The 19387-nt window shown below is 72.4% G+C and carries 18 protein-coding genes; 8 read left to right on the top strand and 10 right to left on the bottom strand.

What is annotated here, in order from left to right:
• Nucleotides 1-27 precede the first annotated feature (27 nt).
• Nucleotides 28-798, top strand: coding sequence for a class I SAM-dependent DNA methyltransferase (locus tag R2J75_RS16905; RefSeq protein WP_243329182.1), 771 nt, complete (start codon nt 28-30; stop codon nt 796-798).
• A 38-nt stretch (nt 799-836) separates the two neighbouring features.
• Entirely contained in the window at nt 837-1415 is a 579-nt protein-coding gene (locus R2J75_RS16900; protein ID WP_243329183.1) for an HD domain-containing protein, read from the top strand.
• Here R2J75_RS16900 and R2J75_RS16895 read toward each other — a convergent pair.
• A complete protein-coding gene (locus R2J75_RS16895; RefSeq protein ID WP_316410666.1) occupies nt 1412-2488 on the bottom strand; it encodes an NADH:flavin oxidoreductase/NADH oxidase in 1077 nt (358 codons plus the stop codon). The two genes, R2J75_RS16900 and R2J75_RS16895, sit on opposite strands and share 4 nt — an antisense overlap.
• A 107-nt stretch (nt 2489-2595) precedes the next feature.
• Here R2J75_RS16895 and R2J75_RS16890 point away from each other — a divergent pair, with 107 nt between their 5' ends.
• Nucleotides 2596-2964, top strand: coding sequence for a response regulator (locus R2J75_RS16890; protein WP_243329185.1), 369 nt, complete (start codon nt 2596-2598; stop codon nt 2962-2964).
• 9 nt (nt 2965-2973) lie between these two features.
• Here R2J75_RS16890 and R2J75_RS16885 read toward each other — a convergent pair whose 3' ends face one another.
• On the bottom strand, nt 2974-4260 hold the full coding sequence (locus R2J75_RS16885) for an ABC transporter ATP-binding protein (protein ID WP_316410665.1): 1287 nt from the start codon (nt 4258-4260) through the stop codon (nt 2974-2976).
• 10 nt (nt 4261-4270) lie between these two features.
• A complete protein-coding gene (locus R2J75_RS16880) occupies nt 4271-6010 on the bottom strand; it encodes an ABC transporter permease (RefSeq protein ID WP_243329187.1) in 1740 nt (579 codons plus the stop codon).
• Nucleotides 6011-6297: 287 nt separating this feature from the next.
• Between R2J75_RS16880 and R2J75_RS16875 the strand changes: the two genes are divergently transcribed.
• Together R2J75_RS16875 and R2J75_RS16870 are read left to right on the top strand one after the other, a co-directional pair.
• Nucleotides 6298-7479: a trans-sulfuration enzyme family protein gene (locus R2J75_RS16875; RefSeq protein WP_243329188.1), complete on the top strand. Its 1182-nt coding sequence runs from the start codon at nt 6298-6300 to the stop codon at nt 7477-7479.
• Between the two features lie 10 nt (nt 7480-7489).
• Complete coding sequence (locus tag R2J75_RS16870) at nt 7490-7861, top strand: thiol-disulfide oxidoreductase DCC family protein (RefSeq protein WP_316410664.1); 372 nt, start codon at nt 7490-7492, stop codon at nt 7859-7861.
• On the opposite strand, the gene R2J75_RS16865 is transcribed toward R2J75_RS16870, so the two are convergent.
• From R2J75_RS16865 to pyrR, 4 genes are all read right to left on the bottom strand, one after another.
• On the bottom strand, nt 7839-9251 hold the full coding sequence (locus R2J75_RS16865) for an alpha/beta hydrolase (protein WP_243329190.1): 1413 nt from the start codon (nt 9249-9251) through the stop codon (nt 7839-7841). The genes R2J75_RS16870 and R2J75_RS16865 overlap by 23 nt on opposite strands.
• Before the next feature lie 87 nt (nt 9252-9338).
• Nucleotides 9339-10862 carry a 2,3-bisphosphoglycerate-independent phosphoglycerate mutase gene (gene gpmI / locus R2J75_RS16860; RefSeq protein ID WP_243329191.1) on the bottom strand — a complete coding sequence of 508 codons (1524 nt, stop codon included), beginning with the start codon at nt 10860-10862 and terminating at the stop codon, nt 9339-9341.
• A 104-nt stretch (nt 10863-10966) separates the two neighbouring features.
• Complete coding sequence (locus R2J75_RS16855; protein ID WP_243329192.1) at nt 10967-11926, bottom strand: aspartate carbamoyltransferase catalytic subunit; 960 nt, start codon at nt 11924-11926, stop codon at nt 10967-10969.
• 2 nt (nt 11927-11928) lie between these two features.
• Nucleotides 11929-12474 carry a bifunctional pyr operon transcriptional regulator/uracil phosphoribosyltransferase PyrR gene (gene pyrR, locus R2J75_RS16850; protein WP_243329193.1) on the bottom strand — a complete coding sequence of 182 codons (546 nt, stop codon included), beginning with the start codon at nt 12472-12474 and terminating at the stop codon, nt 11929-11931.
• Between the two features lie 212 nt (nt 12475-12686).
• Between pyrR and R2J75_RS16845 the strand changes: the two genes are divergently transcribed.
• Nucleotides 12687-14159, top strand: a complete 1473-nt coding sequence (locus tag R2J75_RS16845; RefSeq protein ID WP_243329194.1) for an aminoacyl-histidine dipeptidase — start codon at nt 12687-12689, stop codon at nt 14157-14159.
• Nucleotides 14160-14255: 96 nt separating this feature from the next.
• Here the strand turns inward: R2J75_RS16845 and R2J75_RS16840 are convergent, their stop codons facing one another.
• The 3 genes from R2J75_RS16840 to R2J75_RS16830 all read right to left on the bottom strand — a co-directional run bounded on the left by R2J75_RS16840 (nt 14256) and on the right by R2J75_RS16830 (nt 17661).
• Nucleotides 14256-14903, bottom strand: a complete 648-nt coding sequence (locus R2J75_RS16840) for a peptidase associated/transthyretin-like domain-containing protein (RefSeq protein ID WP_243329195.1) — start codon at nt 14901-14903, stop codon at nt 14256-14258.
• A gap of 7 nt (nt 14904-14910) precedes the next feature.
• Complete coding sequence (locus R2J75_RS16835) at nt 14911-16278, bottom strand: response regulator (RefSeq protein WP_316410663.1); 1368 nt, start codon at nt 16276-16278, stop codon at nt 14911-14913.
• A 72-nt stretch (nt 16279-16350) separates the two neighbouring features.
• Complete coding sequence (locus tag R2J75_RS16830; protein ID WP_243335114.1) at nt 16351-17661, bottom strand: hypothetical protein; 1311 nt, start codon at nt 17659-17661, stop codon at nt 16351-16353.
• Between the two features lie 82 nt (nt 17662-17743).
• On the opposite strand from R2J75_RS16830, the gene R2J75_RS16825 reads away from it, so the two are divergent.
• Both R2J75_RS16825 and R2J75_RS16820 read left to right on the top strand, forming a co-directional pair.
• A complete protein-coding gene (locus R2J75_RS16825; RefSeq protein ID WP_243345762.1) occupies nt 17744-18244 on the top strand; it encodes a class IV adenylate cyclase in 501 nt (166 codons plus the stop codon).
• Nucleotides 18241-18645 carry a DUF4440 domain-containing protein gene (locus R2J75_RS16820; RefSeq protein WP_243345761.1) on the top strand — a complete coding sequence of 135 codons (405 nt, stop codon included), beginning with the start codon at nt 18241-18243 and terminating at the stop codon, nt 18643-18645. Before R2J75_RS16825 ends, R2J75_RS16820 begins: the two co-directional genes overlap by 4 nt.
• The last annotated feature ends 742 nt before the right edge of the window (nt 18646-19387 follow it).

Raw genomic sequence — 19387 nt, 5'->3', positions numbered from 1 at the left:
CGCGGCCTCGCCGCGCCGGGAGCCGCCATGTCCTTCGCCAACACCTACGCGGACGCCGTCCGCGCCGAAGCGTACGCCCAGCTGCAGTTCCCGGGCACCTACCACCTGGCCTTCCGGGACCTGCCCGCCCTTCTGGGGCCCGGCCGGGGCCGGGCCCTGGACTTCGGGTGCGGGGCGGGGCGCTCCACCCGCTTCCTGCGCGCCCTGGGCTTCCAGGCCGAGGGCGCCGACTGCTCGGAAGCCATGCTGGCCCAGGCCCGGCTCCGGGACGGGGAGGGCACGTACCTCCGGGTCCCGGACGGGGACCTGTCCCTGCTCGCCCCCGGGCGCTACGCGCGGATCCTCTGCGCCTTCACCTTCGACAATGTCCGCCCGGAGGCCAAGCCCGCCCTGTTCCGCCAGCTGGCGGGGCTCCTGGCGCCGGGGGGCCGCCTCCTCAACCTGGTCAGCTCGGAGGCCCTCTACCGCCTGGAGTGGGCCTCCTTCTCCACCGCGGGCTTCCCCGGGAACCGCGCGGCGCGGCCGGGGGACCTGGTCTACACCGTCATGAAGGACGTGCCCGACGCCCGGCCCGTTCCCGATGTGTTCTGCCCGGAGGCCCAGTACCAGGCCCTGTACGCGGGGGCGGGGCTGGCCCGGGTGGCCGTCCACCGGCCTTTGGGCCGGCCGGAGGAGCCCTTCCCCTGGATCAGCGAGCGCCTGGAGGCGCCCTGGCGCATCGATGTGCTGGCGCGGCCGGAGGCCGGGGCGGCGCCGGCGCTCGGCCGGGTGTGGGGCCTCGCCGGGGGGCCCTGCTGATAGACTGGAGCCCGGGACCTCCCCGCCGTGGAACGACCATGAGTGATTTGAACGGACGCCTCGCCTTCATCCAGGAGGCCGAGCGCCTCAAGAACGTCCTGCGCTCGGCGCACACCTCCCAGGGACGGCGGGAGAGCACGGCGGAACACACCTGGCGGCTCTGCCTCATGGCCCTCGTCTTCGCCGACCGGCTGGAGCCCGTGAACCTGGAGCGCGTCCTCAAGCTCTGCGTCGTGCACGACCTGGGCGAGGCCATCCACGGGGATGTCCCCGCGGTGGCGCTGCATCTGGCGGCCGGCAAGTCCGACCAGGAGCGGGCGGACCTGGAGGTCCTGACCGCGACCCTGCCCGAGGGGGTGCGGACCGAGCTCCTGGCCCTGTGGGAGGAGTACGAGGCCGGCCTGACCCCCGAGGCCAAGGCCGTGAAGGCCCTGGACAAGCTGGAGACGATCATCCAGCACAACCAGGGGGACAACCCCGAGGACTTCGACTACGCCTTCAACCTGGACTACGGCCGGCGCTACACGGCCGCGGACCCCCTCTTCGCGGAGATCCGCGCCCTGGTCGACGCCGACACCCGGCGCCGGGCCGAGGCCTCCGGGCAGTTGCCCGCCTAGCCGCGGAGGGGGACCGGTTCGCGGCTGCCGCGGGCGTACTGGGCGGGCCAGGGCACGACTGCCCCCAGCTCCCGGGCCGCGGCCAGGGGCCAGCGGGGGTTGCGGAGGAGCTCCCGGCCCAGGAGGACGAGGTCGGCCTCGCCGGCCTCCAGGATGGCCTCGGCCTGGGCGGCGCCGGTGATGAGGCCGACGGCGCCCGTGGGCAGGCCGGCCTCGCGCCGGATGCGGGCGGCGAAGGGAACCTGGTAGCCGGGGCCCGCGGGGATCGCCGCGCGGGGGACGAGGCCCCCCGAGGAGCAGTCCACCAGGTCCACGCCCAGGGGTTTCAGCCAGCGGGCCAGCTCCACGCTGGCCTCCGGGTCCCAGCCGCCCTCCACCCAATCCGTGCAGGAGAGCCGCACGAAGAGGGGCAGCCGCTCGGGCCACACGGTCCGGACGGCGGCCACCACCTCCCGCAGGAGGCGGCTCCGCCCCTCCAGGCTCCCACCGTAGGCGTCCTCGCGCCGGTTGGTGAGGGGCGACAGGAACTGGTGCAGCAGGTAGCCGTGGGCGGCGTGCACTTCCACGACCCGGAAGCCCGCGTCCAGGGCCCGGCCCGCGGCGTCCCGGAAGGCCGCGGCGACGCCGCGGAGGCCCTCCGCGTCCAGGGCCCGGGGCACGGGCCAGTCCGTGTCGAAGGGGAGCGGGCTGGGAGCCACGCCCGTCCAGGAGGCGGGCGGGACCCCGCCGCCCAGCCAGGGCGCCCCGGAGCCGGCCTTCCGGCCCGCGTGGGCCAGCTGGACGCCGGGCACGGCGCCCTGGGACGCCACGAAGGCGTTGATGCGGGCCAGGGCCTCGGCCTGGGCGCCGTTCCAGAGGCCCAGGTCCGCCCCGCTGATGCGCCCTTCCGGGGCCACGGCGGCCGCCTCGGTGATCACGAGCCCCGCCCCCCCCTGGGCCAGGCCGCCCAGGTGGACCAGGTGCCAGTCGTTGGGGAGGCCCGCCACGGCCGAGTACTGGCACATGGGGGAGACGGCGATGCGGTTGGGGAGGACGACCTCCCGGAGCTGGAGGGGCTCGAAGAGTCTGGCCATGGATTCCCGCCTTTCCGGGCGATTATACGTCCTGGCGCGGGCCGGGTGCGCTACAGTGGTGCCGATCCATGGCCCGGCGCCGCGCCCGGGCCCCATCCGGGGACGACATGGCCAAGATCGCGATCGTGGACGACAGCCGCCTGGCCCGGACCTTCACGGCCACCGTCCTGCGCCGGCTCGGGCACGAGGTGGAGGAGATCGACCCGGCGAGCATCTTCGAGGTCGTCCGGATGCTCAAGGAGGTCGGTCCGGACCTCCTGGTGATGGACTTCCTCATGCCCAACTGCCCGGGCATGAGCCTGGCGCGGGTCTGCCGGGAGGAGGCGGCCCTGGCGGGCATGCGCATCCTCGTCATCACGGCCCACCACGACGAGGAGGTGGCCACCCGGCTGACCCAGATGGGCGTGGCGGGGATCCTGTACAAGCCCGTGGAGGCCGCCGGCCTCGCGGAGCAGGTCGGCGAGCTCCTGGGCTGAACCGCGGGGCTACTCGAAGGTGAGGACGCCGCGCTCCTTGCGGTAGGCGAAGAGCTCGCCGAACCGGCCCCAGGCCACGATGGTCTCGAAGGTCACCTCCGGGTCCTCCATGGGGAGGCGGCTGGCGATCTCCTGGATCAGCTCCTCGCGGGCGAGGACGCCCTCGCGCAGCTCCAGCATCTCCTGGACGACCCGGAAGAGCTTGAGCTCCATGAGCTGGTCGCGCCAGATCAGCTTGCGCTCGTCCATGCCGCCCTGCACGAAGCGGCGGCCCAGGGCGGTCAGCTCGACGCTGCGCTTGGGGGTGTCCACCAGCTCCAGCATCTCCAGGCCCTTCACCGTGGTGAGCACCTTCTCGAAGGGCACGTGGGTGTGGGAGACCACCTGGAAGAGGTCGCAGGAGCCGCCCAGGGTCTCCAGGAGCTCCAGGAGGCCGAGCATGTCGGCGTTCTGCGCGCCGGGGAGCGGCTCGACGATGTCGGACTCCATGGAGGGCTCCACGGTGCTGACCTGGATGTCGGGGAGCTCGGCGCTGGTGATGATGTCGTGGAGCTGGTCCACCAGCCGCAGGAACTCGGGGCTGCGGGTGTCGCGGGGGCGGGACAGGGGGTTGTCGACGATGGTGCGGATGCGGCCCGGGTTGGCGGAGAGCACGACGACCCGGTCCGCCATGTAGGCCACTTCCTTGATGTCGTGGCTCACCATGAGGATGGAGGAGGGGTTGCGCTCCCGGTCGTCCCAGATGTCCAGGATCTCGGCCCGGAGGCCCTCGGCGGTGAGGGCGTCCACCTGGCTGAAGGGCTCGTCCATGAAGAGGATCTCCGGATCCACCGACAGGGCGCGGGCCATGCCCACGCGCTGCTTCATGCCGCCGGAGAGCTCGCGGGGGTAGGCCTCCTCGAAGCCCTCGAGGCCGACCATGCGGATGGCCCGGTTCGTGCGCTCCTTGACCTCCGCGGGCGGGAGGCCCTTGGCGACGAGGACGTTCTCCACGTTGGCCTCGACGGTCATCCAGGGGTAGAGGGCGAAGCCCTGGAAGACGATGGAGACGTTGGGGTTGAGGCCGGCCTGGCGGCGGCCCCGGTACCGGACCTGGCCCGTGGTGGGCTCGATGAGGCCGGCGAAGATGCGCATGATGGTGGACTTGCCGCAGCCCGAGGGGCCGATGAGGCAGATCACCTCGTTGGGGCGGATGTCGAGGTTGATGTCCTCCAGGACGCGCAGGGGCACGCCGGTGCCTCGGTCGAAGGACTTCTGGACGCCGCGGAGTTCGAGGATGGGCTGGACCTGGGCCATGGCGCTGACCTCACTTCGTCAGGGAATAGCGCGTGTGGGCCAGCTTGTAGCAGGGCTTCCACACGATGCGGTTGAACAGGACGACGATGGCGCTCATGAGGAGCACGCCGGCGGCGAGGAGGGTGAGGTTGCGCTCGTAGAACGCCTGGCTCACCGTGGCCCCGAGCCCGAAGGTCTTGAGGGTCTGGCCGTGGAAGTCGTAGTACTCGGCGACGATGCTGGCGTTCCAGGCGCCCCCGGCGGCGGTGACCCAGCCCGTGACCAGGTAGGGGAAGGTCGCGGGGAGGTAGAGGGCCTTGAAGCGCTGCCAGGGCGAGAGCCGGAAGCAGACCGCGGCCTCCTTGAGGTCGCCCGGGATGGCCATGGCGCCGGCGATGACGTTGAAGAGGATGTACCACTGGGTGCCCAGCAGCATCAGGAGGATGCAGCCGTACCCCATGCCCACGTGGAGGTGGGCGAGGAAGGCGATCACCACGGGGAACAGCATGGGCGCCGGGAAGGACGCCGCCACCTGGACCACGGGCTGGAGGATGCGGCTCAACCGCGGGCTGAGGCCGATGGCCAGCCCCGCGGGCACCGCCCACAGGGTGCCCAGGGCCGTGGAGGCCAGCACCCGCGAGAGGGTCAGGCCCCCGGCGCGGAGGAGGACCAGCCACTGGCCGGCGCGGATGGCGGAGAGGTAGTGGACCAGGCTCACCGCGCCCCACACCACGACGAGGAGGAGGGCGGCGAGGGCCCCGTTGGCGATCCACCGCTGGATCTGGGACGCCCGGTGGATGGTCCTGGGCCTGAGGACGGGGGAGGCGGCCTTGCGGTGGTGGCGGCGGTGGGAGGCCCGGGCCTCCAGGATGCGCACGAGGCGCGAGCGCCGCAGGACACGCAGGAGCCAGCTCCGGGGGGCCTCGACCTGGGCCGTCTCCTCCACCCGGAACCGCTGGGCCCACACCACCACGGGGCGCCACAGGATCTGGTCCAGGAACACGATCATGGCGACCATGGCGATGACGGCGGCCAGCATGGCGGGGCCGTTGCCCTTGTCCACGGCCACGCTCATGTAGGAGCCGAGGCCGGGCAGGCGGAAGTCCTGGTCGCCCATGCGGAAGGCCTCGGTGATCATGAGGAAGAACCAGCCCCCGGCCATGCTCATCATGCTGTTCCACACCAGGCCCGTGGTCCCGTAGGGCAGCTCCACCCACTTGAGCCGCTGCCACCAGGTGAACCGGTAGACCGTCCCGGCCTCCTGGAGGTCCTGGGGCACGGACTTGAGGGAGTGGTAGAGGCTGAAGGTCATGTTCCAGGCCTGCCCGGTGAAGATCATGAGCACCGCGGCCAGCTCCAGGCCCAGGTTGCTGTGGGGGAACACCGCCACCAGGGCCAGGATGAGGCCGGGCATGAAGCCCAGCACCGGGATGCTCTGGAGGATGTCCAGGAGGGGGACCAGGAGCTTCTCGGCGCGGCTGTCCTTGGCGGCCCAGTAGGCGTAGACCAGGGTGAAGCCCAGGGAGATCACGTAGGCGGCCAGGCCCCGCATCATGGAGAAGAAGGTGTAGAGGGGCAGGGACCAGGGGGAGAGGTTGATCTCCACGACGGGGCGCTTGGCGCCCGTCCACTGCTGGCCCAGCTGGACGAGGCCGAAGAGCAGGGCGAGGCCCGCCAGGATCACCACCAGGTCCACCCAGCGCCGGCGGCGGAAGGGATAGAACAGGGTGTTGGCCTGGCCCCAGACGGTATCGATCAATCGGTTGAGCATGGCGGATCCGAGACGGGGAGACCCTGGGCGGTCCCGGGCCGGCCGGCCTTCATGGCGCGCGGCGGGCACCCGGGTGTGGTTTCCGGGACCCCTGGCTTCCGGGGACCCTCAGGAAGGGCACAAAGGGGGTTCATCGATGGGTTTCATGCCTGGCATCGATACCTCCTTTCCGGTCAAATCCTCACTTGGCAGCATGACCCCCCCGGGGGGGGCCGGTCAACCCTGGAAAGGCCCCGTTTGGCCCGGGCCCCCGGAGGGTGGACAATGGTGGGAAAGGAGCAAGTGCCGTGGATACCAGGAAGATGGGTTTCAACACCAAGCTCGTGCACGCGGGCATCCCGGAGGATGCCCTGGGCAGCGTGACCACGCCGGTCTACCAGACCTCCACCTTCGCCTTCCGGAACGCCGAGCAGGGCGCGAACCGCTTCGCGGGCAAGGAGGCCGGGTTCATCTACAGCCGCATCGGGAACCCCACCGTCGGGGCCCTGGAGGAGGCCGTCGCCCAGCTGGAGAACGGGGCGGGCTGCACCGCCACCTCGTCGGGCATGGGCGCCGTCTCCAGCGTCTACATGGCCCTCCTCAACCAGGGCGACCACATGGTCAGCACCGCCGGCGTCTACGGGCCCAGCCGGGTGCTCATGGACAAGCACTTCAGCCGCTTCGGCGTGGAGAGCACCTACCTGGACACCTCGGACCTGGAGGCCCTGAAGGCCGCCATCCGGCCCAACACCAAGGTGGTCTACGTCGAATCCCCCTCCAATCCGTCCATGATCGTCACCGACATCGCGGCCGCGGCCCGGATCGCCCACGCGGCCGGGGCCCTCCTCGTGGTGGACAACACCTTCGCGAGCCCCTTCCTCCAGCGGCCCCTGGACCTGGGCGCCGACGTGGTGCTCCACTCCATCACCAAGTTCATCAACGGCCACGCCGACGTGGTGGGCGGGGTCATCGTGGCGAAGACCGAGGCCGTCCACAAGCAGATCCGCGCCATGGTCGTCATGATGGGCCCCTGCATGGACCCCCACCAGGCCTCCCTCGTCGCCCGCGGCCTCAAGACCCTCTCCATCCGCATGGAGCGGGCCCAGGCCAACGCCATGGCCATCGCCCAGTGGCTGGAGCGCCACCCGAAGGTCGAGTGGGTGAGCTACCTGGGCCTGCCCAGCCACCCCCAGTACGAGCTGGTGAAGCGCCAGATGGCCGGTCCGGGCGCCATGATCAGCTTCGAGGTGAAGGGCGGCGTCGAGGCGGGCGCCCGGCTCATGGACAACGTCAAGCTGGCCGCCCTGGCGGTGAGCCTGGGCGGCGTCGAGACGCTCATCTGCCACCCCGCCTCCATGACCCACGCCAGCATGGGCCGGGAAGCCCGCCTGGCCGGCGGCGTCACCGATGGCCTCGTGCGCTACGCCGTGGGCATCGAGGACGTGGAGGACCTGATCGCCGACCTGGACCAGGCCCTGGCCCACGTCTGAGGCCGGACCCATGGACCCCGGGGGCGCCCTGATCCGTTTCGACGGCGGGTGCGTCCTGTGCCGGGGGTGGGTGCGCTTCCTCCTGGCCCGGGACCGGGCCGGGAGGCTGCGCTTCGCGCCCCTGGAGGCGCCCGGGGACACGGTGGTGGTGGAGACCGCGGCCGGGACCTTCCGGCGGAGCGACGCGGTCCTGGAGGTGCTGAAACGCCTCCCCGCCCCCTGGCGGTGGGCCGGCCTCCTGCGGGCCCTGCCCCGGCCCTGGCGGGACGCGGTCTACGATGCGGTCGCCCGGAACCGCCACCGCTGGTTCGGCCGGGACGAAAGCTGCCCGGTCCTGCCCCCGGAAGGGCGGGACCGCTTCACCGGGGGGCCCCGGGGCTGACGCCCGGGTCCATGGGCATGCCGCGGTGGATCCATTCGAAGCCCGCGGGCAGGGCCACGGCGATGGCGCCCAGGTGGGACCAGCCCGCGCCGCGGTCGCCGATGGGCTGGACGCGGAGGAAGTCCGCCGGGTTGCTCCCGGCCAGGGCCAGCTCCGCGCCGAGCCGTTCGGCGGTGCGCAGGGACTGCTGGTACGACAGGTCCGCGTCCGCGGGGCTGTGGCAGAAGAGGATGGGACAGGTGGGCCGCCAGCCCTGGTGCAGGTCGTTCTCCTCCAGGAGGCGGCGCATGCCGCTGGTGGCGAAGGCCGGGTCCTCCAGTTCCCGGGCCATCCAGGCGGGGTTGAGGAGGTCCCGGACGCGGACCTGGTCCTGGGGCTTGCCCAGGCGCCGGGCGATGTAGTCCCCGGCCTCGAAGCCGTCCAGGGTCCCGTCCATCCAGCGGAGGATGCCCCCGTCCTCCCGCTCTTCCAGGAGCACGGGGGCGAAGGCCTCCCGCAGGTCCACCCGGGGGCCGTACACGTGGGCCCAGGCGGTGAGCAGGTAGGGGAGGAAGAAGCAGTAGGTGAAGCGGGCGTCGGGCCGGATCAGGTCCCGGCGGGCCTGGTCGGAGAGGTCGAAGGGACCCGACATGCACGCGGCCCCCGTCAGGGTCCAGCGCTGGCCCGCGTAGGCCTCGGGGCGGGTGGCCAGCTCCCGGGCGGCGGCCAGGGACGTGTAGGCCCCCTCCGAGTAGCCCAGGAGGAAGGTGCGGCCGTCCCACCCGTAGCCCCCGGCCACGAGCCAGGGGTCCGTGCGGAACAGGTCCAGGGCCGCCGGGATGGCGTCCAGGGTGGACCAGGCCAGGGAGGTGGCGTGGCAGAAGGGATGGTAGTGGACCCCGTCGGCCCCCATGCCGGGCAGGTCGGGCATGGCCACCGCGAACCCGTAGTAGAGGGCCGCCGCGGCCGCGAAGACCCATTCATGGCCCCCGTAGGCCGAAGGCACGGCCTTCTTGCCCAGCCCGGTGAAGTGGGGGTAGACGACGAGGGGAAGGTCCCGGCGCAGGGGCAGGCGCCAGGTGGGGGGGTAGAAGACCCGCCCGGACATGGGGACGAGGTCGGCCTCCTGGTCCCCCCGCTCGTCCAGCACCGGTTCTCCCCGGGCGTCAAAGCGGGGCCGGCGGCCCAGGTACGACAGGTAGGCCGAGTGCACGGCGAGGTCGGGGATCTCGGGCCCCAGCCACTGCTCCAGGACGTTCACGGCCACGGTGAACGTGGTCAGGGCCGAGTAGCCGCGGAAGGGCCCGAGGAGGGGCTGGGGGACGGGGATGGGGGGTGGGTCGGCCGCCTGGGCTGACGCCGGGGCGAGGCCCAGCGTGAGGGCCTGGAGCAGGGGGCGGAGGGGGCGCATCGTCGGCCTCGGGAGCGGGACGCCCCACGATGGGGTCGCCGCGCCGCCGGGGCCATGGTTTTTTTCAGGAGGGAAGCCGTTCGGCCGTCAGAAGAGGCTGGTTCCGTCCATCTCGGCCGGCTGGTCCACGCCCAGGAGCTTGAGGAGGGTGGGGGCCACGTCGGCGAGGGCGCCGCCCGCGCGCAGCTGCCGGGCCTCGAAGCCCCGGGCCACGAGGACGGCGGGCACCGGGTTGGTGGTGTGGGCCGTGTGGGGGTTCCCCTTCTCGTCCCGCATGCACTCGCAGTTGCCGTGGTCGGCGGTCACCAGCAGGGCGCCGCCCTGCTCGAGGGTGGCGGCCGCGATCTGGCGGATGGCGTCGTCCACCACGGCGCAGGCCGCGGCGGCGGCATTCAGGTCGCCGGTGTGGCCGACCATGTCGGGGTTGGCCAGGTTGCACACCAGGAGCCGGAACTCCCCGCCCCGGATGGCCTTGAGGAGGCCCCGGACCACCTCGTGGGCGCTCATCTCGGGCTGGAGCTCGTAGGTGGGCACCTTGGGGCTGGGCACGAGGATCCGCTCCTCGCCGGGGAAGGGCTCCTCGCGCCCCCCGTTGAAGAAGTAGGTCACGTGGGCGTACTTCTCGGTCTCGGCGGTGCGGAGCTGCTTCCAGCCCTTCTCGCTGACCAGCTCGCCCAGGATGCGGGTGAGGTTCTGGGGCGGGTACGCCACGGAGACGTGGGGCTCGAGGTCGGCCTCGTACGCGGTGAAGGTGACGAGCTTCACCTTCGGGCGCCGGGCCTGGGGGAAGGCGTCGAAGGCGGGGTCCACGAGGGCGTGGCTGAACTGGCGGGCCCGGTCCGCGCGGAAATTGAAGAAGATGCAGCCGTCGCCGTCGGCGATGGGGTGGAAGCCGTCGAGCTTCGTGGGGCTCACGAACTCGTCCGTCTCGCCCCGGTCGTAGGCGGCCTTGATGCCGGCCTGGGCGTCGGCGGCCTCGAACTCGCCCTCCCCGTCCACGAGCAGCTTCCAGGCCCGGACGACGCGCTCCCAGCGCTTGTCGCGGTCCATGACCACGTAGCGCCCGATGAGGCTGCCGATGGTGACCAGGGGGCAGGCCCGGAGCTGGAAGGCCAGCCACTGGAGGTAGCCGTCGGCGCTCTTCTGGGCCGTGTCGCGCCCGTCCAGGAACGCGTGGATGGTGGTGGGGACGCCCTCCGCCTGGGCCCACTGGGCCAGGGCCACGAGGTGGTTCTGGTGGCTGTGCACGCCGCCGTCGGAGACCAGGCCCATCAGGTGGAGGCGCCCGCCGGAGGCCTTGAGGTCCCGGAGGAGGCCGCCCATGGCCGCGTTGTCGCGGAAGGTGCCCTTGCGGATGGCGGCGTCGATGCGGGTGAGCTCCTGCCACACCACGCGGCCGGCGCCCAGGTTCATGTGACCCACTTCGGAATTGCCGAACTGGCCTTCGGGGAGGCCCACGGCCTCGCCGCCGGCGTTGAGCTGGGTGGCGGCGTAGCGGCGGCGCAGGTCCGACAGGTGGGCCATGCCGGAGACGAAGGTGGCGTCGAAGGCGTTGCGGGGACCATCCCCGAACCCGTCGAGGATGAGGAGCGTGACGGGACCCGTGATCATAAATGTGTCCTTCTCGTCTGCCCGCCAGTCGTAGGGTGGCTGGGCAGGGGGTGTGGGGGGGGCGCGCCGGGGCCGCACGTGCGGCCGGTCCCCCCGCGGTTGCTTCAGGGAACCTGCTCCCCGTGGGGGTTGCAGAGGAGATAGAGAACGGCCATTCGCACGGGGACGCCGTTGGTGACCTGGTCGAGGATGAGGTTGTTGGGCCCGTCCGCCACCTCGGAGGTGATCTCCACCCCCCGGTTGATGGGCCCAGGGTGCAGGACGGCCACGTCGGGACGGGCCAGCCCCATGCGGCGGGCGTTCAGCTGGAAGAAGCGCACGTACTCCCCCTGTCCGGGGATGAAGGCGCCGGTGCCGCGCTCGAACTGGCAGCGCAGCATCATGACGGCGTCCTGGCTGGGCAGGGCGGCGTCGAGGTCGTGGGTGATCTCGATGTCGGGCCAGGTCGCCTTCAGCTCCCGGGGCACGAGGGTCGGGGGGCCCACCAGGGTGACGTGGGCGCCCATCTTGGTGAGGAGCCAGAGGTTGGACCGCACCACGCGGCTGTTGCGGATGTCGCCGACGATGGCGATCCGCAGGCCCTCCAGCTTCCCGAAGCGCTTGCGCAGGGTGTAGGCGTCGAGCAGGGCCTGGGTGGGATGCTCGTGGGCCCCGTCCCCGGCGTTCACGATGCTGGCCTTCATGTGCCGGGCCAGGAGGGCGTGGGCGCCCGGGGCGCTGTGGCGCATGACGATGAGGTCGGGGTGCATGGCCTCCAGGTTGAGGGCCGTGTCGATGAGGGTCTCGCCCTTGCTCAGGGAGCTGGTGTCGGCGTCGAAGTTGATGATCTCGGCCGACAGTCGCTTCTCCGCGATCTCGAAGCTGTTGCGGGTGCGCGTGCTGTTCTCGAAGAACAGGTTCACGATCAGCCGCTTGCGGAGGGCCGGGACGATCTTGATCTCGGGGCGCTCGCAGACCTCCTCGAAGGCCCGGGCCTGGTCCAGGATGTGGGTGATGTCCTCCGGGGAGAGGGGCTCGATCCCCAGGAGGTGGCGGTGGGGGAAGACGTAGCGGTTCTGGGGCATGGTCAGCTCCGGGTCTCCAGGAGGACGCTGTCCTCCCCGTCGGCTTCCTTCATCCGGACCGCCACCCGGTGGGTGAGGGCCACGTCCAGCTTCAGGCCCACGAAGTCGCCCTGGATGGGCACTTCCCGGCCCCCGCGGTCCACCAGGACCGCCAGCCAGACCCGCTTGGGGCGGCCGTGGTCCAGCAGGGCGTCCAGGGCCGCGCGGATGGTGCGTCCCGTGAAGAGCACGTCGTCCACCAGGATCACGGACCGCTCCCGGAGGCTGAAGGGGATCTCGGTGGGGCGCACGATGGGGCTTCCCGCCAGCTCGGACAGGTCGTCCCGGTAGAGGGTGATGTCCAGCACCCCCAGGGGCACGTCGCGCTGGAGGACCTCCTCCAACATGGCCTTGAGGCGCTCGGCGAGGTGGAGGCCCCGGGTCCGGATGCCCAGGAGGGCGATGGAGGGGTCGTCGCCGAAGGCGGCCGTGATCTCCCGGCAGAGCCGCTGGAGATGGGTCTCCATCTGCTTGGCGTCCAGCAGGCAGGGGGCGTTCGACTGGGACATCTTGCGGCTCCTGGTTCGTGTCCGCCCTCCAGTGTATCGGAAGTGGGGTGCGGCCCGTCCGGCCGTGAGCTCCCGGGCAGGCGAAAACCAGACGAAATGGATTCGGTCACGGGGCGGGCACGCTACTCTTTGGATGCATTCCGGAACGAACTTCCGGGCAGCCGGCTCGGCCCCCGCCCGGACCCCCAGGTTTCCATCCACGGAGGAACACCATGACCACCGCCACCGCCACCCGCGAGGACCTCGGCGTCCTCGAGCCCCATGGGCTCTGGCACTACTTCATCGAGCTCTCCCGCATCCCCCGCGGCTCCAAGAACGAGGCCGCCGCCGCTCGCTGGGTCGCTGACATGGGCCGGGCCCTCGGCTGCGAGGTCCACCAGGACGCCGTGGGCAACGTGATCATCCGCAAGCCCGCCGCCCCCGGCCGGGAAGGCGCCCCCGTGACGGCCCTCCAGGCCCACGTGGACATGGTCTGCGAGAAGAACGAGGGCACGCCCCACGACTTCCTGAAGGATCCCATCGCCCTCCGGCGCGTGGGCGACCGCCTGTACGCGACCGGGACGACCCTGGGCGCGGACAACGGCGTCGGCGTGGCCGCCGCTCTGGCCGTCCTGGCCTCCAAGGACATCCAGCACGGGCCCCTGGAAGTGCTGGTGACCATCGACGAGGAGACGGGCCTCACCGGCGCCGCCAACCTCGCCTCCGGCCAGCTCAAGGCAAAGTACCTCCTCAACCTGGACAGCGAGGAGGAGGGCGACCTCACCATCGGCTGCGCCGGCGGCATCGACACCACGGCCACCCGGAAGATGGCGCTCCGTCCCGCCACCGCGGGCCACGCCCCCTACCGCCTGAAGGTCATGGGCCTCAAGGGCGGCCACTCCGGCATGGAGATCAACGCGGGCCGCGGCAACTCCCTGCGCATCCTGGGCAGCGTGCTCTGGACCCTCGGGCCCCGTTTCGGCCTGGAGGTCGCGGCCCTGGCCGGCGGCAACAAGCGCAACGCCATCCCCCGCGAGGCCTCCGCGGTGCTCTGGATCGCCCCCGCGCAGGTCGAGGCTTTCCAGGCCGCCCTGAAGGCCCTCGAGGCGGATCACCGGTCCGCCCTGGGCGCCTTCGATCCGGGCCTCGCCTTCGTGCTCGAGCCCAAGGCGGACGCCCCCGCCCAGGTCTGGGAGGACGCCGGCGCCCGCGCGGTGGCGAGCTTCCTCTTCACCTGCCCCCACGGCGTCGAGGCCAACAGCCCCGACATCCCGGGCCTCGTGCAGACCTCCACGAACCTGGCCATCATCGCCACCAACGGCGACCAGGTGGAGATCTCCACCAGCCAGCGCAGCTCCATCCACGGCTCCAAGATGGACATGGCCCACCGCGTGGCGGCCTCCCTCGAGCTGTGCGGCTTCACCGTCAAGCACGGCGACGGCTACCCCGGCTGGAAGCCCGAGCCCAGCGCCGACCTCGTGAAGCTGGTGACCGGCGTCCACGAGAAGGTCTTCGGGAAGCCCATGGCCATCAAGGCCATCCACGCCGGCCTGGAGTGCGGCCTCATCGGCGAGAAGTACCCCGGCATGCAGATGGTCTCCTTCGGCCCCGACATGTGGGACGTCCACACCCCCGACGAGCACGTGAGCATCCCCTCCGTGGGGAACTTCTGGAAGCTCCTCGTGGCGGTGCTCGAGAACGCCTAGGCGTCCGCGGGCGGCGTCCCGCCCTTCAGCGCTGCCGGCCCCTGGATGCCTCCGCATCCAGGGGCCGGTTCCGGTTTCCCCGGGCGGGCCCGGCCTTCAGGCGGTGATGAGGGCGCGGACCTCGTCGTTGCCGAATTCGGAGGCGCAGGAGACCTGGAGGGCCAGGTGGCCGGGCTGGCTCGGGGGCAGGTCCACCTGGACGCTGAAGGCGCCCTCGGCGTCCGTCCTGCCCGCGGCGAGGCTGCCCGCCTTCTTGAGGCTGGACATGAGGCGCACCGTGACCTCGGCCCCGGCCACCGGCGCCTGGCTCACGCAGAGCCGGGCCCGGATCCGGACCTGGAAGGGCTCGCCGAACTTGGGGACCATGGGCTCGTCCAGCACCAGTTCCAGGGTGTCCGTGTCGCCCTCCTGCTGGAGGTACTCCAGGATGGCCTGGTCCAGGGGGCGGTCGTTGAAGACGCTCTGCTCGGCGAGGCTGGGATCGGCGGGCGTGACGTCGTACTTGCCGTTCTTGATGTCCCGGATGACGGCCTTGTGCTGGTCGTCCATGCGGGCCTGGATGGCCCCCTCGGGGACGGGGTGCTCGGCCATCAGGTCCTCGTACGTGCCCCGGTAGCTGTCGAGGATCTCGCCGCCCACGTAGATGAGGGTCTCGATCTTGGGATTGGCGAGGCCCTTGTCCTCCGTCTGGACGTGGAAGACGCGGTTGCCGTGCCGGACGTCGGTGTTGTAGCCGGTGATCATGGGGGGCTCAGGGGCGGCCGATGCGCTCGGCGAGCTCGGGCATGACCTCCCAGGCCACCTCGCGCAGGGCGTCGTTGCCGAGGCGGGCCGCGACGGCCTTGGCCAGGCGGTCCATGAGGACGGGGTCGGCGAGGAGGGCCGCCAGGGGGTCGTGGCCGGCGGGGGCGGGCGCCGGGGGCAGCTCGAGGGTCGCCGGGGCGGGGACCTCGGCCGGGGTTTCGGCCGGGGCCTCGGCGGGCGCGGCGACGGCCACGGCGCCGGCCGCGGCCAGGACGGACGCGATGGCGCCCAGGGCCGGGGTGGGCTCGGGCTCGAAGGCGGGCGGTTCGGGGGCGGCCTCGGCCTCCGGGGGGAGGGTGGGGGGCGTCACCTCCCCGGGCAGGTCGGGCAGGAAGGCCGGGGTGGCCTCCGGGGCCGCGTCCTGGTCGAGGAAGCTGTCAGAATCGAAGTCGGAATGCCCGGCGATGGGATCGGCCGCGGGCTCGGGTTCGGGGGGCGCCGGGGCCTTCCAGACCTCGTCGCGGCCCAGGTCCAGCAGGGTGTCGCTCTCGTCGGACCAGTCCGCCGGGATGGCGGAGACGGGGGTCGGCGCGCTCAGGTGCGGGGCGACGTCCACGTGGAGGGCGGGCTCCTCCTCCCCGGGCAGGGCCTCGAGGGGCAGGTCCAGGGACGGGCCCAGGTCGGGCAGGACCTCCTGCGCCGCCTCGGGCAGGGTGTCCTCCGCGGTGAAGTCGAGGAAGCCCTCGGCGGCCGCGGCGGGGGGCTCCGCCAGGGGCAGGGGGGCCCCGGCGTCCTCGACGGCCGGACCCTCCAGGTTCAGGCCCTTGAGGCTCTCCAGGTCGAGCTCCTCCAGTTCCAGGCCGTCGGCGGGCGCCTCCGCGGCGGCGGGCTCCTCCAGCACGTCGCCGGGCTCCAGCAGGAGCAGGTCGTCCTCGACGGCCAGGCGGTGGTCCGCCAGCCGCAGGCCGGGGACCGTCGCGGTCAGGTCGGGGGAGGCGGGGGCGGGGACCGGCACCGCCATGAGGGCGCGCACCCGGTCCGCGATGTCGTGGAAGTCCACCGGCTTCCGCAGGAAGCCCTGGATGGGCGCCGCGTCCACCTTCCCCAGGTCGACCGTGTCGAGCACGCCGGCCATCATGGCGATGGGCATCCGGGCCGTGGCGGGGGCCGCGCGGAGGCGCTCCATGAGGTCCCACCCGTCCATGTCCAGCAGGATGGCGTCCACCAGGGCCGCGTCGAAGCCGCCCGCGGCGGCCAGGTCCAGCGCCTCGGCGCCCGAGGAGGCGCAGGTCAGCTGGAGGTCCGTGGCGGCCAGGAGCGTCTCGACGATCTGGTGGATTCGCTGGTTGTCGTCCACGAGGAGGAGTCGGGGCATGAGAAACCTCGGGAGGCCTGATGGCGGGAGAAGGGCTGGGCTAACACTAGCAGAGACCTGGGTACATGATAGCTAACGTTTCAAGGCGGACCGCACCGTCCTGAGCCTGGCCGTGGGCTGCAGGCGCACCAGGATGGCCCGGTCCCCGACCCACACCCAGCCCACCTCCCAGGCCTCGCGCAGGGCGATTTCGGGCCCTTCGGGGATCCAGCCCTTCACCGAGGCGCGGAGCCCCAGGGCCGTGCGCCACTCGGGCCGGAAGGCCTTCAGCAGGGCCTCCCGCTGGCGCTCCCGGGGCAGGTCCGGGGTCTCCCCGCCCCAGCGCTGGTCCCAGGCGGTGGCGGCGGCGCCGTCGCCGAACCAGAGCCACGCGGGGTCATTGGCCGGCCAGGCTGCCAGAGAGGGGTCGACCTTCTCCCATTCCGCGCGATCCGCGGGGGTGACGCTGCGCGGCGCGGGTTCGCCCTTCCGCTCGGGGCCCAGGAGGCCCATGCGCCGGGGAGGCAGGGCCTGCAGCGTGCCGGCACCGGCGGCGCTGCGCTTCCAGACGCCGGATTCCAGGACCCAGAGGGTCCACTGGCCGCCGGCCGACACCCACAGGCGGTCCTGCTGGGGGAACCAAAGCCGTCCACCGGCCTGCCAAGGCACCATCACCCGGGCCCCGGGCAGGTCCTTGCCGTCGTCCCAGAGGTGATCCTGGCGGACTGGCCAGCCGCGCGGCGCCGGCGGCAAGCCCTTCTCGTCCCAGGGGGCCAGGGTGGCCGGGGGGAGCTCGGGCTCCAGCGGCAGGGTCGCCAGGAGCAGGCCCGCCTCGCCCTGGGGGGGCTTCAGGCCGATCAGGACCGCCTTGCCGTCCCAGCTGAAGCGGCTCCAGGGACCGCTGTCCGTGGCCCACAGCACCCGGCCCTCGGGCACTTCCATGAGCCGCGTCTCGAAGCGCCCCGGGCCCGCCGAGAGGGTCACCAGGAGGCGGCTCCCCCGGAGCGGGTCCAGCCGGGCGCTGGCGATGGGGGCGTCGAAGCGGTAGTGGCGCCACTCCAGGCCCTTCCAGAGGATGATCTCGCTGCGGCCGCCGGGCCCGTTCAGGGCCAGGCCCTGGTCGGTGAGGTAGGCCGAGGCGGGTTCCCAGGGCGAGCCGAACCCGCCGCCGTAGGGCCAGGGCTGCTCCTGGTCCGGATCCACGGCCCCCTGGAAGCGGGGCGCCCAGCCGTCCAGGAGGCGGTACTCGGCGAGGGTCTCGAAGGTCTGGAGGGACTGTTCGACCGCCGCGGATTCCACCACAGCGCCCCCTTCCCGCGTGGAGCGGGGCGCCTGGACGATCGCCAACAGCATCAGCATGGCGGCGATGAACATGCTGGCGAACAGGTATCGCTTGGGGATCACGGGTGGAAGAACCCTCCTGGAACATGATGCAATCATTCCTGGATGGGCCGCCATGAAACATGAAGGGCATGTGGAGACCGAAATGAAGTTCCGGATCCCGGACCTGGCCGCCGCCGCCCAGGCCCTCGCGGACCGCGGCTTCCGCGAGGCCGTTCCCGCCGCGGAGGAGGCCAGCGTCCTCTGGGACCGGGACGGCGCGCTCCGCGAGGCGGGCTGCGCCCTGCGCCTGCGCACCCACGGGGGCCGGTCCGTCCTCACCTGGAAGGGCGCGCGGGTGGAGGATCCGCTGCTGAAGATCCGTCCCGAGATCGAGACCGGGGTCGCCGACCCCCGGGCCCTGGCGGGCATCCTCGCCGCGCTGGGCTACGCGCCCTGGATGGACATGACCAAGCGCCGCGCCGTCTGGCGCCGCGCGGACCTGGAGGCCTGCCTGGACGAGACGCCCTTCGGGACCTTCCTGGAGCTGGAGGGGGAGGCCGCCGCGATCCGGGCCGAGATGGCCGCCCTGGGCCTGTCCGAGGACATGGTGGAGGCCCGCAGCTACCCGGCCCTGTTCCAGGCCTTCCGCGAGGGCCGGCCGTGAGGGCCGCGGCCGCCGCCGTCCTCCTGGTCCTGGCGGCCTGCGGCCGGGAGACGCCGGAAGCCCAGGTCCGGCGCGCCTTCGACCGGGCCGTGGCCGCCGTGGAGCGCGGCGACGCCGCGGGGGCCGCCGAGGCGCTCTCCCCCGCCTTCTCCGGCCCCGAGGGCCTGGACCGGGCCTCGGCCCGCCTCTTCCTGGCGGCGCGGCTGCGGGGCAGCCGGATCGGCGTGACGGTCCTGGGCAGCCGCATCCAGGTGGAGGGCCGGGAGGCGGTCCAGACCGTGGACGTGCTGCTCACCGGCCGCGGCAGCGGGGAGCTCCTGCCCGGCGAATCCTCGCGGCGGACCTTCGTGCTGCGCTGGGAGGCGCGGGAGGGAACCTGGCGGCTGCGGGAGCTCGTGTAGGCCGCAGGAAGAACCGGCAACGCCTTGTCCCCAGGTCGACCTGGTGTGGGTGGATCGAATCACCGGAAGGATCGTGTTCCGATCCTTCGTGACGGCAAGGGTAGGTAAAGAACCCGTACACCGAGTGCGCCGAGGGGCCGAGTCACGCGGAGTCGGCTTCGCGGTTCAGCCCGCCGACCCATACCACCCAGGCCCTGGCCCGCTGGCGCGGGCCGCGATGCTGCGCATCGCTCGGCTGGGGGCTCCGGGCCTTCCGCAGGCACGCCTGCGGGTGCCCTGCGCCCCCAGCCTTGGGCGGGCCTGGGCTCAGCCGCCTCGGTAAACCTCGGTTTCGGGAACACACGCCGACCTCCTGGAAGCCAAGGCCGTGGAGCGGCTGACCCCCATCCGTCAGGCCCAGCGCCTCACCTGTCCGCGCCTCTCTGGCAAGGAGGTGGGACGGCTTCTCAACGTCTGGGCCTGCCCGTTGAACCTTGCCCTCCGCCGTGAGGGTGGCCTTTCGCCCCCGGTCCCGCCACCACCGGATGGTGTTGTCACCCACCTGGAGCTGATCGACGGTGGGCCGAACCTCCGACCCAGGCCCGTCCAAGGCTGGGGGCGCAGGGCACCCGCAGGCGTGCCTGCGGAAGGCCCGGAGCCCCCAGCCGGGCGATGCGCAGCATCGCGGCCCGCATGCGCGGGCCAGGGCCTGGGCGGCATGGGTCGGCGCGGTGGATCGCGAAGCCGACTCCGCGTGACTCGG

It is taken from the genome of Mesoterricola sediminis (genome assembly GCF_030295425.1).
GTDB lineage: Bacteria > Acidobacteriota > Holophagae > Holophagales > Holophagaceae > Mesoterricola > Mesoterricola sediminis.
This window is presented reverse-complemented; position numbering and strand designations above follow the sequence as displayed.

What these genes read in the sequence shown, in the direction of transcription:
- R2J75_RS16905 (WP_243329182.1), top strand. Translation starts at nt 28, where the DNA reads ATGTCCTTCGCCAACACCTACGCGGACGCCGTCCGCGCCGAAGCGTAC.
- R2J75_RS16900 (WP_243329183.1), top strand. Translation starts at nt 837, where the DNA reads ATGAGTGATTTGAACGGACGCCTCGCCTTCATCCAGGAGGCCGAGCGC.
- R2J75_RS16895 (WP_316410666.1), bottom strand. Translation starts at nt 2,488, where the DNA reads ATGGCCAGACTCTTCGAGCCCCTCCAGCTCCGGGAGGTCGTCCTCCCC.
- R2J75_RS16890 (WP_243329185.1), top strand. Translation starts at nt 2,596, where the DNA reads ATGGCCAAGATCGCGATCGTGGACGACAGCCGCCTGGCCCGGACCTTC.
- R2J75_RS16885 (WP_316410665.1), bottom strand. Translation starts at nt 4,260, where the DNA reads ATGGCCCAGGTCCAGCCCATCCTCGAACTCCGCGGCGTCCAGAAGTCC.
- R2J75_RS16880 (WP_243329187.1), bottom strand. Translation starts at nt 6,010, where the DNA reads ATGCTCAACCGATTGATCGATACCGTCTGGGGCCAGGCCAACACCCTG.
- R2J75_RS16870 (WP_316410664.1), top strand. Translation starts at nt 7,490, where the DNA reads ATGGACCCCGGGGGCGCCCTGATCCGTTTCGACGGCGGGTGCGTCCTG.
- R2J75_RS16865 (WP_243329190.1), bottom strand. Translation starts at nt 9,251, where the DNA reads ATGCGCCCCCTCCGCCCCCTGCTCCAGGCCCTCACGCTGGGCCTCGCC.
- gpmI (WP_243329191.1), bottom strand. Translation starts at nt 10,862, where the DNA reads ATGATCACGGGTCCCGTCACGCTCCTCATCCTCGACGGGTTCGGGGAT.
- R2J75_RS16855 (WP_243329192.1), bottom strand. Translation starts at nt 11,926, where the DNA reads ATGCCCCAGAACCGCTACGTCTTCCCCCACCGCCACCTCCTGGGGATC.
- pyrR (WP_243329193.1), bottom strand. Translation starts at nt 12,474, where the DNA reads ATGTCCCAGTCGAACGCCCCCTGCCTGCTGGACGCCAAGCAGATGGAG.
- R2J75_RS16845 (WP_243329194.1), top strand. Translation starts at nt 12,687, where the DNA reads ATGACCACCGCCACCGCCACCCGCGAGGACCTCGGCGTCCTCGAGCCC.
- R2J75_RS16840 (WP_243329195.1), bottom strand. Translation starts at nt 14,903, where the DNA reads ATGATCACCGGCTACAACACCGACGTCCGGCACGGCAACCGCGTCTTC.
- R2J75_RS16835 (WP_316410663.1), bottom strand. Translation starts at nt 16,278, where the DNA reads ATGCCCCGACTCCTCCTCGTGGACGACAACCAGCGAATCCACCAGATC.
- R2J75_RS16825 (WP_243345762.1), top strand. Translation starts at nt 17,744, where the DNA reads ATGAAGTTCCGGATCCCGGACCTGGCCGCCGCCGCCCAGGCCCTCGCG.